General features: G+C 64.9%; 10 protein-coding genes. All 10 read right to left on the reverse strand.

The window, feature by feature from the left end; genetic code table 11:
• Positions 1-7: 7 nt before the first annotated feature.
• The 10 genes from ACTIFF_RS03645 to ACTIFF_RS03690 all read right to left on the reverse strand — a co-directional run bounded on the left by ACTIFF_RS03645 (position 8) and on the right by ACTIFF_RS03690 (position 12,667).
• Positions 8-1,939 carry an XrtA/PEP-CTERM system amidotransferase gene (locus ACTIFF_RS03645; protein WP_439535596.1) on the reverse strand — a complete coding sequence of 644 codons (1,932 nt, stop codon included), beginning with the start codon at positions 1,937-1,939 and terminating at the stop codon, positions 8-10.
• A gap of 21 nt (positions 1,940-1,960) precedes the next feature.
• Complete coding sequence (locus ACTIFF_RS03650; RefSeq protein ID WP_439535597.1) at positions 1,961-3,118, reverse strand: TIGR03088 family PEP-CTERM/XrtA system glycosyltransferase; 1,158 nt, start codon at positions 3,116-3,118, stop codon at positions 1,961-1,963.
• Positions 3,118-4,620 carry an exosortase A gene (xrtA, locus tag ACTIFF_RS03655; protein ID WP_439535598.1) on the reverse strand — a complete coding sequence of 501 codons (1,503 nt, stop codon included), beginning with the start codon at positions 4,618-4,620 and terminating at the stop codon, positions 3,118-3,120. The genes ACTIFF_RS03650 and xrtA overlap by 1 nt, the downstream gene beginning before the upstream one ends.
• 47 nt (positions 4,621-4,667) lie before the next feature.
• Complete coding sequence (locus ACTIFF_RS03660) at positions 4,668-5,909, reverse strand: TIGR03087 family PEP-CTERM/XrtA system glycosyltransferase (RefSeq protein WP_439535599.1); 1,242 nt, start codon at positions 5,907-5,909, stop codon at positions 4,668-4,670.
• Positions 5,910-5,914: 5 nt separating this feature from the next.
• Positions 5,915-6,976 carry a FemAB family XrtA/PEP-CTERM system-associated protein gene (locus tag ACTIFF_RS03665; protein WP_439535600.1) on the reverse strand — a complete coding sequence of 354 codons (1,062 nt, stop codon included), beginning with the start codon at positions 6,974-6,976 and terminating at the stop codon, positions 5,915-5,917.
• On the reverse strand, positions 6,966-7,811 hold the full coding sequence (locus tag ACTIFF_RS03670) for an XrtA system polysaccharide deacetylase (protein ID WP_439535601.1): 846 nt from the start codon (positions 7,809-7,811) through the stop codon (positions 6,966-6,968). Before ACTIFF_RS03670 ends, ACTIFF_RS03665 begins: the two co-directional genes overlap by 11 nt.
• Before the next feature lie 10 nt (positions 7,812-7,821).
• Complete coding sequence (gene wecB / locus ACTIFF_RS03675) at positions 7,822-8,970, reverse strand: non-hydrolyzing UDP-N-acetylglucosamine 2-epimerase (RefSeq protein ID WP_439535602.1); 1,149 nt, start codon at positions 8,968-8,970, stop codon at positions 7,822-7,824.
• A complete protein-coding gene (locus tag ACTIFF_RS03680; RefSeq protein WP_439535603.1) occupies positions 8,967-10,085 on the reverse strand; it encodes an XrtA/PEP-CTERM system-associated ATPase in 1,119 nt (372 codons plus the stop codon). Before ACTIFF_RS03680 ends, wecB begins: the two co-directional genes overlap by 4 nt.
• 61 nt (positions 10,086-10,146) lie before the next feature.
• Positions 10,147-11,730 carry a TIGR03016 family PEP-CTERM system-associated outer membrane protein gene (locus ACTIFF_RS03685; protein WP_439535604.1) on the reverse strand — a complete coding sequence of 528 codons (1,584 nt, stop codon included), beginning with the start codon at positions 11,728-11,730 and terminating at the stop codon, positions 10,147-10,149.
• Positions 11,675-12,667 carry an XrtA-associated tyrosine autokinase gene (locus ACTIFF_RS03690; protein ID WP_439535605.1) on the reverse strand — a complete coding sequence of 331 codons (993 nt, stop codon included), beginning with the start codon at positions 12,665-12,667 and terminating at the stop codon, positions 11,675-11,677. The genes ACTIFF_RS03685 and ACTIFF_RS03690 overlap by 56 nt, the downstream gene beginning before the upstream one ends.
• Positions 12,668-12,673: the final 6 nt, after the last annotated feature.

Raw genomic sequence — 12,673 nt, forward strand, 5'->3', positions numbered from 1 at the left:
TGCCGCCTCAGGCCGCCGACGCGGCAAGCGGCGCCCGCGGACGGGCGTCGGCGCCCTGCTGACGCAGGAAGGCTTCGAACATCATGACGGTCCACATCGGTGCGCTGTGGTCGTGCAGACCCGACTGATGTTCGTCGCACAGCCGCTTCAGCACATCCGGATCGAACAGACCGCTGTCCGACAGCACCGGCCCGGTCAGCGCCGCGCGCACGCGATCCTTCAGCGGGCCGCGGAACCAGCGCGCCAGCGGCACGGCAAAACCCATCTTCGGCCGGTACAGCACGTCGTGCGGCAACTGCGGCTCCAGCGCCTTCTTCAGCAGCCACTTGCCTTCGTTGCCCTGCACCTTGAGGCTGGAGGGCAGCGAGGCCAGCCAGTCGACCAGCTCGTGGTCCATCAGCGGCTCGCGCACTTCGAGCGAATGCGCCATCGACGCGCGGTCGACCTTGGTGTTGATGTCGCCGATCAGGTAGGTCTTGGTGTCGAGATACTGGATCAAGGCCAGTGCGTCGTCCGTCCCGGCGCGCGCGGCATGGCGGCGGAACACCTCCAGCGCGTTGTAGCCCGCCAGTTCGCGCCGGAAACTTCCGGAATAGAGCTGGCTGCGCTGCGCACCGCGCAGGATGGACACGGTGTTGAAGTAGGCCTCGACCGAATCGCGCGCCATCGCCTGGAAGGTCGTCTTTGCGCGCAGCGGACGTGGCGCCCAGTCGGCTTTCGGATAGACGCTGCCGAGCAGGCCGAACAGCGGCCGGCGAACGCCGAGCGGCAGCGCATCGCGCATGCGCTCTTCCATCAGGTGCATGCGGTAGCGACGATAGCCGCCGAAGCTTTCGTCGCCGCCATCACCGGACAGCGCAACGGTGACACGCGTGCGCGCCAGCTGGCACACGCGATAGGTCGGGATCGCCGAACTGTCGGCATAGGGCTCGTCGTACAGCGCGGCCAGCGCATCGACGAGCGAAAAATCATCGCTCGCCACCGTTTCGACAAAATGGTCGGTGGCATAGCGCTGCGCCACCATGGCGGCGAATTCGGTTTCGTTGAAGGACGGATCGTCGAAGCCCATCGAGCAGGTGATGACCGGGTTCGATGACAGCCCCGCCATGGTTGCCACCACGGCACTGGAATCGACGCCGCCGGACAGGAAGGCGCCCAGCGGCACCTCGGAAATCATGCGCAGCCGGACCGACTCGCGCAGACGCGCCGTCAGTTCCGCCTCGGCATCCGCCGCGCTGATCTTCGCGTCGAGCGTGAAGCGCACGTCCCAGTACTCGCGCGACGCCGGAAACGGCTCGCCGCGGCGCAGCGTCAGCGTGTGGCCGGCGTCGAGCTTCATCACGCCGCGGTAGATGGTGCGCGGCTCGGGCACGTAGCCAAGCGCGAAGTACTCTTCGACGCATTGCGGCTCGATGGTGCGCGGCATCTGCGGGTGCTGCATCAATGCCTTCAGTTCCGAGCCGAACACGAACATGCCGTCCGGCAGCAGCGCGTAGAAGAAGGGCTTGACGCCGAGCCGGTCGCGCGCGACGAACAGGGTCTGCCGGTTGCGGTCCCACAGCACGAAGGCGAACATGCCGCGGAAACGCTGCACGCAGGCTTCGCCCCACTGCTCCCACGCATGCACGATGACTTCGGTATCGCTGTGCGTCGCAAAGCGATGTCCGGCCGCTTCGAGTTCGGGCACCAGTTCCTGGAAGTTGTAGATCTCGCCGTTGAACACCACGACGACCGAGCCGTCTTCATTGAACAGCGGCTGGTGACCGCCGCCGACGTCGATGATGGCCAGCCGGCGGTGCGCCAGCGCCACGCCCGGTTCGAAATGGATGTCGCCGCCGTCCGGTCCGCGATGGAACTGCACGTCGTTCATCCGCCCGACGATGTCGCGCGGGATGTCGCGCCGGTCGCGCGTGTCGAACATGCCTGCTATGCCACACATCGACTGTTCCGTCCTCGTCCGTTATGCCGTGCGGCGCTCGCCACAATGCGTTTCATAAAGTGCCTGGTACTGCCCGACCATGCGGTCGAGGCTGAATTCCTGCTCCACCCGCAGGCGCGCGGCCTGCCCCATGCGCGATGCCGCATCACCCGTCGCAAGCCGGCGCATCGCGTCGGCCCAGGCTTCTGTATCGGCGGGCGGCACCAGAAATCCAGTCACGCCGGGGTCGACCAGTTCCGGATTGCCACCGACGTCACTGGCGATCACCGGCAGCCCGGAGGCCATCGCCTCCAGCACCGTATTCGAAATGCCTTCGGCCAGCGAAGGGAGCACGAAGACATCCATGCCCTGCATCAGCGCCGGCACGTCGCTGCGCTCGCCTGCCAGCCAGACCACCTCGCGCAGCCCCAGTTCGTCCACCAGCGCTTCGACCTGCGGCCGCACCGGGCCGTCGCCGACGATGACCAGACGCAGCCGCTGCGCCGCCTCGTCGCCGCCCGACCGAAGGCGGGCAAAGGCGCGCACCAGTCCGAGGTGGTTCTTCACCGCCTGCATCCGCCCGACCGTGCCGACGATGCACAGGCCATCGTTGCCGAATGGCGCATCGGCCGGCAGCGCACGTGCCGATGACGACATGAAGCGTCGATGATCGACCCCGTTGCAGATGCGCGTCACGCGGCCTTGCGGCACCCCGACGCGGGATACCAGATAGTTTTCCAGATCGCGCGACAGTGCCACGTAATGCGTCACAAAGGGCCGGTAGGCGCGGCGCATCCATTGATACTTCTTCACGTCACCGACCGGATCTTCGACGTCGCGGCCGTGTTCGCCGTGTATGCGTACCGGCACGCCGGCCGCCCAGGCCGGCAGCGCCATTTCGAGTGCGGCCAGGTTGCGCGTGTGTACGACATCGGGGCGCAGCGCGCGCAGCAGCGTGCGCATCTGGCCGAACAGCTTCAGCCCGTGCCCCGGTTGCTTGTCCAGATCGATGCATTCGACCGGTTGCTGGAGGCGTCCGACGAACGCCGGATCGGATCGGGTCAGCGAAATGATGCGATGCCGGAAGCGATCGGCGGGCAGACGGTTGATCAGATTGACGACGCCGTTCTCGAGCCCGCCGACGCGAAAGCTGTACACCACATGAACGATCTGCAAGGCGTCGCGCGGCGGCTTCGCCATCAAGGGCGCCTCTCTGACGCGGCATCGACGGCCAACGCCGCGCGCGCGCGGATGGCATCGCCGTACGCCGCGAGAAAGCGCGTCGCACGATCGCGATCGACCGATGGATCGGCCTCGGCACGCGTCACGAACAGGACCATGACCGAATCGTCGCGCCCGGCGCTCAATCGTCCCCATGCCTGCAGCGCCTTCGCTTCGTAATCGCTGGCCGTCCAGCGGCCCCTGACGTTGTAGCTGCGGTAGGCCGCAAATCCGATGCGGTTGTCGAGGCGCTGGTGCGCTTCGCGCACAAAGGGCACTTCGATCCCCGCCACGTCCAGCGTTTCGTCGGACAGTGAGCGACTGATCAGTCCAGCCGGAAACTCGATGCGGTTGAAGCGGTTGATCATTTCGCGACCCTGCGCCTGCTCCGAAAACGCGTACATGAAGAGCTGCACATCGCCTTCGCCGGTCGAAAACTGTGCCTTCAGCGCAGTGCGCTCACCGACCACGGTGGACCGCACATCCGGATCGGCTTCGGCCAGCGTCCAGCCGCTTGCAGGTTCGATGGCGGTCCACTCGAGGACATCGACTGCATCGGCTGACGGCGCCCGCCAAGCGGCCACGGCCTGCCACATCAATACGGCACACAGACCCATCACAAGCGCAGCGTAGTGCTTGCCGACCGGGCCGCGGGCGGAATCCGGATGCATCGGCGCCGCCACCGGTTCCGGATCGCGCCAGCGCATGCCGAGCCAGAACATGCCCATGATGACGGCGCCGAAGATGATCCAGCCCAGCGTGATGTGGCTGACGCCGAGCCCCCATTCGTTGTTCGTCAGATGCGCGACGATCACGATGGTGTAGGCCCGCAGCCAGTTCGCAAAGAGTGGAATGACCAGTGCCAGCACCATGGTGATCGCACGCTTGGTCGCGCTGGTGTAAGTGATGTAGGCGTACAGCGCACCGGCAAACAGCGAGGACACCAGATAGCGGCCACCCGCGCAGGCTTCGACCACGGACCAGTTGCCGGACGGAATGATGAAGTTGAAACCGTCCTGATACACCGGTACGCCGGACCACCTGAGCGCGATGACGGTCGCGTCGGCCGTCCATTGCATGAGATGCGGCAGGATGCCGTCGGAGAACGGAATCGACAGGAACAGGAAGCCGAGCGGAAACGCGATGCGTCGCGTGAAATCGTTGCCCAGTACGGCCCAGACGAATGCAATAGTCAGGCAGACCAGCGCGACCTGGGTGACCGTCACCACGCCGGCCAGCTCGCCCAGCACCCAGAGCAAACCGCTGACCGGAATGGCCAGCATGCCGACGAGGCTGGGCTGGATCGCCGCATCGTATAGCGTGGCACGGCGCATCCAGATGAAGTACAGCGTGATCGGCACGACGACCAGCCCATGCGAATATGACTCGGAACTGAGCCACTGCTCATAGAGCGACATCACCGTGTCGCGATAGCCGATCCATATCGCAACCAGCCCCGCCAGCACGAGCAGGGGCAACATGAAGAACCGCGGCAAGGAGAGCGGCGGCGACGCGGAACTGAGCTGACTCATGTCGTGCGGACCTGCGGCACGCCGAGTGCCGGCGCGTGCCGATCCGGATGGTCGAGCAGCCGGTCGAAGCGCGACAGGTGCGCATCCCAGCTGTAATCGGACAGCACCCGGTCGCGCGCGGCGTGGCCGATGACGGCAGCCCGGGCCGGGTTGTCCAGCAGATCGGCAAGCGTCGACAGCCAGGTGGCCGGATCCCGCGCCACGGCGAATTCGATACCCGGCATGGCATCGATGCCTTCAGCGGCTTCGCCGGAACAGACGACTGCGCAGCCCATGGCCATCGCCTCCAGTACCTTGTTCTGGATGCCGCGGGCGATGCGCAGCGGGGCGATGACGAGCTCCGCGTGCTGCAGATAGGGCCGGACGTCGGGCACGGTGCCGGTCACATGGATGCGCGGCCCGGCCAGATTCCGCACCGCAGGCGCAGGATTCATGCCGACCAGCCAAAGGTGGAGCGCGGGGCGGGCGGCTGCGATGGCAGGCCACAGCTCGCTGACGAAACTCGTGGCGGCGTCGATATTGGGCCAGTAGTCCATGGCGCCGGTGAATACCAGCGACTGGGCACCTTCGACCAGCGGATCGGGCAGCGCCGGCGCCGGCGCAAAATAGGCCGCATCGACGCCGTTCGACACGGCGACCGTGCGCGATGCGGCTTCCGGCGCCAGCGACACGAACAGATCGGCTTCAGCCTGCGACACGAAGACACTCGCTGTCGCGCGCTGCGACAGCGCGCGCTCGAAGGCAAGCAAACGACGGCCTTCCCGCCGATACAGCCAGGCCATCGGCCCGGTCTGCGTGCGACCGTACTCGGCCCATTTGGCAGAATCCACGTCGCAGAAATCGACCACGCTGGACAACCCGTCGATGGCCTGTACGTACTGCCCCATCGCCGACGAGAACACCACCGCGTTGCGGATGCCTTCGCGATCGATCACCTGTCTGACCCAGCGCGTCATCGCGGCGCTGCGGTAATACGGCAGCGTGAGCGCTTCGCCGGTCAGCAGACCACTGAGCGACAGAGCCTTGCCCAGGCGCGGATCGATGCGCTCGACGTGACTCGACGCACACCACTGCGCCAGCGCAGGCACATGCTGCATGTCTTCGGCGTAGTCGACGAAGCAGCCCAGATGAACGCGGTAACGCTTCGACAGGTGACGCAGCAGGTTGAACGAGCGCACCTTGTCGCCCTTGTTGGGCGGATACGGCAACCTGTGCGCGAGGTAGAGCAGCGGTTCCAACCCGGTCAGCCCAGGTTGCGGACGATCAGCGGCCCGAGCGTGTTGGCGAAACTGCGCGGCATGCGGCGCCACACTTCGATCATCAGCTTGTACTTGGGGTTCGATGGGTTGTTGCGCGGCAGGCTGTCCCGCTTGTACAGGCAGTATTCGTAGTGCAGCGGCGCCGGTTCGAAACCCCAGTTCTTCTTGAACGAATAGGAACCGGTGCCCTGCTTGCTGCGGCCGTAGTCGAACACCCGGATGCCGCGCTCGCAGGCGTGGCGCATCAGTTCCCAGTACTTGAAATCGTTCGCGGCCAGATCGCGCGCGGCCTCCGCGTCGCCTGCGTAATAGGGCAGGATTTCGTCGCGGAAGTAGAAGCTCATGACGCTGCTGAGCAAGGCTCCGTCCGGCCCTTCGACCGTCATGACCGAACAGCGCTCGCCGAAGGTGGCGCGCAGCGTGTCGAAGTAGCGACGCGACAGCGCAGGCGTACCGTGACGATGCACGTTGTCGGAATACAGCTCGAAGAAGCGGGCGTTGTCGACATCGAACTTCGCGACCAGACCGTTCTTGATGCCCTTGCGCACCATGGCGCGCTGCTTGCGCGGGATGGCGTTCATGTTCGCCTCGACGTCGGGCGACAATTCCTTGCGGAAGGTGACGTACAGGTCTTCGGTCGGCCAGTCGGTGTGGCGCGCGGTGACGTTGCGGAATTCGAGGTGGTCGACGCCGAGCGACTGCGCAATGCGTTGCGCTTCGGTCTCGAGCGCCAGTGCAGCGGCTTCGTTGTCCGCCGCCACGCCGCCATAGACGCCGAACGGCAGCGACACCAGAGAGTGTCCGAACAGCCGGCTCTTGACCTGCGCCAGCGGCAGCACGCCGCAGACGCGCCCGGCCTGTTCGGCCAGCAGGTAGTGCGTGCGGTGGCCGAACACGTCGCGCATGATGTCGCGCCACTCGAACAGGTGGAAGAAGCTTGCCGCCGGGCTCGCTTCCACGAAGGCGTTCCAGTTTGCGCGGTCCGCATCGGTGGCGGCGCGCACGCTCACGCTGACAGCTGTCATGAATTCCGCCTCAGGTCGCACGGGCAATCTCCGGAAACACCTCGTCCATCCGGCCCCAGCGGAAGTCGCGCATCAGGCGCGCCAGCCGGCCTTCGGTGCGGTCGAGGTTGATGTAGTGACGAAAGCGCGACTTCGCATCCACGCCGGCCACGCGCGGCTGGGCGGCGTCGATTTCCCACGGGTGGCAATAGAACATGGCCGGTCGGCCGTCGCGTCTGTTCACCTGCTGCAGCAGCCAGCGCGAGGCCACGTAGGGCAGCAGCCTGAAGTAACCGCCACCGCCCGCCGGCAGATTGCGGCTGCCGACACGCACGGTGGTGACCGGCACTTCCATCAGGCCGTCGCGCGAGGCGAATGGAAAACGCGGCGCATCCGGCATGCCGTAGTGATCATGCTTGACCGGATAAATGCTGGAGCTGTAGCGGTAGCCGGCTTCGGCCACGCAGTCGAGCGCCCACGGATTGGCGTGGCCGATCGAAAAGCTCGGCGCGCGGTAACCGCGTACTTCCACGCCGGTGATGTCTTCAAGCAGCTTCTTGGCACGCGAAATGTCGTCGAGGAAATCGGCCGGCGACTGCTCGGTGGCACGCAGGTGCGCACTGCCGTGGCTGGCAATTTCGTGCCCGGCGCGGGCAATGCGCTGCACCATGGCCGGGTGGCGCTGCGCAATCCAGCCCAGCGTGAAGAAGGTGGCGTGGTTGCCGGACGCATCGAGCAGCGCAAGGATGCGGTCCACGTTGCGTTCGACGCGACATTCGATGCGATCCCAGTCGGCGCGGGCGATGTAAGGCGCGAGCGCCGACACCTGGAAGTAATCTTCCACGTCGACGGTGAACGCGTTGCGGATGGCCGTCACGACGTCCGGCTCACGATGCGGCGCGCGCCTGCAGCCAGGCATACAGATCGGCGGCGATACGCGGGGCGGCGGCGCCGTCCCAGTATTCGGGAACGCGTCCGCGCTTGCCGCCGGTGGCGAGCGTGTCATCGAGGCAGCGCACGAACAAGGCCTCGTCCGAACCCACGACGGTATTGGTGCCCTGCTCCGCCGTGATCGGCCGCTCGGTGTTTTCGCGCAGGGTGATGCACGGCACCGACAGCGCCGTCGTCTCTTCCTGCAGTCCGCCGGAGTCGGTGATCATGACCGTCGCCCCATCCATCAGGCCGAGCATTTCCAGATACCCCAGCGGCGGCAGCAGTGCGATGCGCGGGTTGTCCAGCAAGGCACCCAGACCGAATTTTTCGAGATTGGTGCGGGTGCGCGGATGGATGGCGAACACCAGCGGCAGACGCTCGGCGGCCTGGGACAGCATGCCGGCGAGGCGCCTGAGCTGTTCCGGATCGTCGACATTGCTCGGGCGATGCAGCGTGACGACGCCGTAACGACCACCGGCAATCAGCGCGGGATCGATGCCGTGCTCGCTCAATGTCGCCGCCGGGGGCACTGCCAGCGAGCGACTCGACAGCAGCGAGTCGATCATGACGTTGCCGGCAAAATGCACCCAGGATGCATCGACGCCTTCGGCCACGAGGTTCGCCAGTGCGCTGCGTTCGGTCGTGTACAGCCGGTCGGAAATGCGATCGACCAGGATGCGGTTGATCTCTTCCGGCATCGCGCGGTCGCCGCTGCGCAGGCCCGCTTCGACATGCACCACGGCGATGTGCTTCTTCACCGCGACCAGTGCGCACGCCAGCGTGGAATTCACGTCCCCGACGACAAGCACGCACGACGGCTTGATGTCGTCGACCAGCGGCTCGAAGCGCTTCATGATTTCGGCCGTCTGCACGGCGTGCGTGCCGGAACCCACTTCGAGGTTGTGCTGCGGTGTCGGCAGGCGCAGCCCGCTGAACAGGCGTTCGTTCATCGCATGGTCGTAGTGCTGGCCGGTGTGCACCAGCACCCACGGAATGGCGGGAACGTGTTCGTCGAAGGCGCGCAGGATGGGCGCCATCTTCATGTAGTTCGGGCGGGCACCGACGATGCACAGTACCGGCGCGATGGAACGGGCAGCAGTCATTCTGTTTCCTTGCCTTGGGCGTCGAGCGAACGGTCAGCCAGCTCGCCGAGCATTGCGATGGTTTGTTCGAGGGTACGTTCGATACGTGACAACCGGTCTTCGAGATAACCGGCCTGATGGGCATTGACGAAATCGCGTACCCGTTGTGCGGATGTTGCATCGAGCTTGAACTGCGACAGATCCATGTCGAACAGCTCCGGGGCTCCGATCATGTGCGAACCGCCGAAGGCAGCGCGTCCGGATGTCGCAACCGCCGCACCGCCATCGCCATGCTTGGCCACCGCAGCAGCCGCCGCAGCGTCACCCGCTTCATCACGGATTTCGCTGACCACGACGGCCACCTCTTCCGTCGAGAATGCCGTTGCTCCGGTCAGGAATCCGGCCAGCATGAGCCGGTCGCACAGCGTGTTGATGCGCCGCGGCACGCCGTCGGTCGCCTTGAAAATGGCTTCGTGGGTACCCGCCAGGAAGGCCGGCGATCCGCGCCAGCCGACGTGCTTGAGCCGGTGTTCGATGTAGGCCTCGGTTTCGGCCGGGTCCATCGGTCCGAGGTGGTAGGACGCAATGACCCGTTGCCGCAGCTGCTGCATGTCCGGGCTCTGCATCGTTTCGCGAAACTCGGGCTGACCGACCAGAAAACTCTGCAGCAGCGCGTGCTCGCCGAGCTGGAAATTGGACAGCATGCGCAATTCCTCGATCGCGCGCGGCGTCAGGTTCTGCGCCTCGTCGACGATCAGCAGCGCGCGCTTGCCCGCCGCCGTCAGCGACAGCAGGAACATTTCGATCGACAGCAACAGGTCGGCCTTCTTCAGCTGCTTGTTCGGCAGTCCGAATGCGGCGGCAACCAGACGCAGGGTGTCTTCGGCGTCGAGATGGGTGCTGACCAGCTGCGCGGCCACCACCTTCTTGACGTCGAGCTTCTGCAGCAGGCTGCGCACCAGCGTGGTCTTGCCGGCGCCGATCTCACCGGTGATGACGATGAAGCCTTCACTCTGGTGCAAGCCGTATTCAAGGTAGGCCAGCGCACGGCGATGTCCCTTGCTGCCGAAGAAGAAGGACGGATCGGGGTTGAGCTGGAAAGGTTTGCCGGAAAGGCCGTAAAAGGTTTCGTACATGTATCCGCGACGTGTCTGGTTCGACGCAAGAACCGCTCCGGCACAGGCGCCAGAGAGGTGTTCAGTTGAATCGCGTCGAGAGCGTCGCGATCACTGCATTTTCATCGACATCGCCGGCCGTGACTGTGGCACGCGTCATGCGCAGACCGATTGAACCGTTGCTGCGCGTGCCCAGACGCGTGGACCAGGTTGCGTTGAGCGTGTCGCGATTGGTCCCGAGCCCGGAGAGGGACGTCCCGTTCGACTTGGAGCTGGTGTAAGACAGATTGACCGATGAGTCGGTGCTCACCCGATGCGAATAGGAGGCCGTCCATCCGTTCTGCCGGATGATCGGTGACAGGGCGAAGTCGTCTCCCACGGCAGGCCCGATGCCGCCGATGCCGCTGTTGCTCTCGGTACGGAAGTAGCTGAGGCTCACGGTATTGCGAACGCCGGTACGGGTCGCCGAAACCTGCCAGCGGGTCTGCAGGAACTGGCGGTCGCTCAGGATGGGGCTCAGCGCAACCTGAAAACGCGAAAGCCCGTTGTCGCGCAGGAAGTTTTCGATCAGTCGCAAGCGCTGGACCGGATCGGATTCGCTCGCGAACGGTTCAAGCAGCGCGAGCGACTCGGCAAGATCGATGGCACCGCTCGGCGAAAGAATCTGTTCTGCGCGATTCGTGAGCGTCCGCCGGTAATCGGCCGACATCGCAATGCGCGGCATGCGGTGCGAAATGTTGAACGAAGACGTCGAGGCGAACGGTCGATCATCGTAGTCACCGCTGATCGACGTGCGCAGCGAGGGATTCCACGAGAAACCCGCACCGTAGGTATTGCCGCTGCGCTGATTCGAAAAGTTGGTGTCTTCGTATCCATAGCGACCGACCAGGCGCAGGGTCGCATCGTATTTGTAGATCAGCGACCCGGTCACGCGCTGCCGATCGGTCGCCCGGGCGATATCCGAGGAGGTTTTTGTAGAATTGACGTCGACCTGCCAGCTCAGCGTCGCCGGCGCGCCGGCCAGCGTGCCATTGAAGGTTTCCGCCGTCAGCGTCCCGGCATTCACCGAGCCTGCGGTCTCGCTGCGCACGATGTTGTAACTCGAGCGCCAGGTCGCGATATCGCCCAGCCGCACCGTGCCGCGGAACGACGGCGTCAGCGAGTAGGTGCGCGTGCGATTGAGCTGATTCGGAGACAGCTGGTTGTCGGACGGTACGGCATTGAAGATCGACTGGTTCCGCTGGGCGGAGATCGCCGTTCCACTGAGGAAAAACAGGTCATCGACGATTTCCACGCTGCCGGTGCCGTTGTAGTCGTGGGCCACCCTCGAATCAAAGGTTTCTTCAACGTAATGCAGATAGCGCGGCGTGTAGGTCAGATTGAGCTGCAGGCGCGGACTGGTGCGCGTCAGATTGACCCTGGGGTTCAACTCGACGAGCGAATCCGACTGGGGCGAAATGGCCGAGTAGTTGATGTTGTCGCTGGCGATGACCCGCGTCGTGAGCGCCGTGTTGACGCGCCAGCCTTCCGCGGCAGCCACGGTCGGCGCGAGAGCGAGTGCCGAGAGCGACACAAATCGCACGCAGCGATACGCCTGGCTGCTCGACACCTCAGGCAGCCTTTTCACCAGCATCACCACGCACGGCGCCGCTGTAGCCGTATCCATAGCCGTAATAGCCGTAGTACCCGTCCGAACGGGCGTAGCGCGCCTTGTTGAGTACCAGCATCTTGACCGGACACGACGCCACCTTGGCCAGCGCCTGCTTCACCATCGTCTGAGTCGTACGCCCCGCCTCGACCACGAGCACGAGCTGACCCATGGACTGTGCGAGCACGGGCGCTTCCGTCGTCACCATCAGCGGCGGCGAGTCGAACACGATGATCCGGTCAGGATAGCGATGGGCAATTTCCACCAGCAGGTTCTTCATCGACCGGCTGGCCAGCAATTCGGTCGCATTCTTGTGCGGCATGCCGGCAGGCAGCAAGGTCAGCTTTTCGATGTTCGTGCGCAGCAGTACATCCGACAGTGTGACGGTCTTGTCGAGCAGTACGTCCATCAAACCCTTTGCAGGGGGCAAACCGAGCAGGTTCAACACGGACGGGCGGGCAACGTCGGCGTCCACCAGCAGCACCGTGTTGTCGAGCTCCATCGCAATGCTCATCGCGAGGTTGATCGAGTTGAAACTCTTGCCTTCGCCCGGGACGGAACTCGTCACCATGATCAGATTGCCGTTCTCGACGGGCGAAGCGCCCTTGCCACGCGCATTGGCGAGGATGGGACGCTTGATCATCCGGAATTCTTCGGCGATCTGCGAGCGCGGAGACCGCGGGGTGACGATGCGCATTTCGTCGAGCCGCTTCAGGTCGAGTTCGACGCGGCGCGAGGACACATCGGGATCTGATTCGATCGCGACGCGGGCCGACACGGGTGCTTCGGCAGCGACGTCGGGCGCAGTGGCGAGGGGTACTGCAATCGTCTCCTGCCGCGATTCCGGGGCCACTACAGGCGCCGCCACCGGCTCCGGCGAGTCGTGCGCACCGATATCGACACCCACCTTCTTCAGCTGGGCGATCCGTGCTGCCGCTTGTTCAATGATGCTCATGAATGA

Source organism: Methyloversatilis sp. (assembly GCF_051861465.1).
GTDB lineage: Bacteria > Pseudomonadota > Gammaproteobacteria > Burkholderiales > Rhodocyclaceae > Methyloversatilis.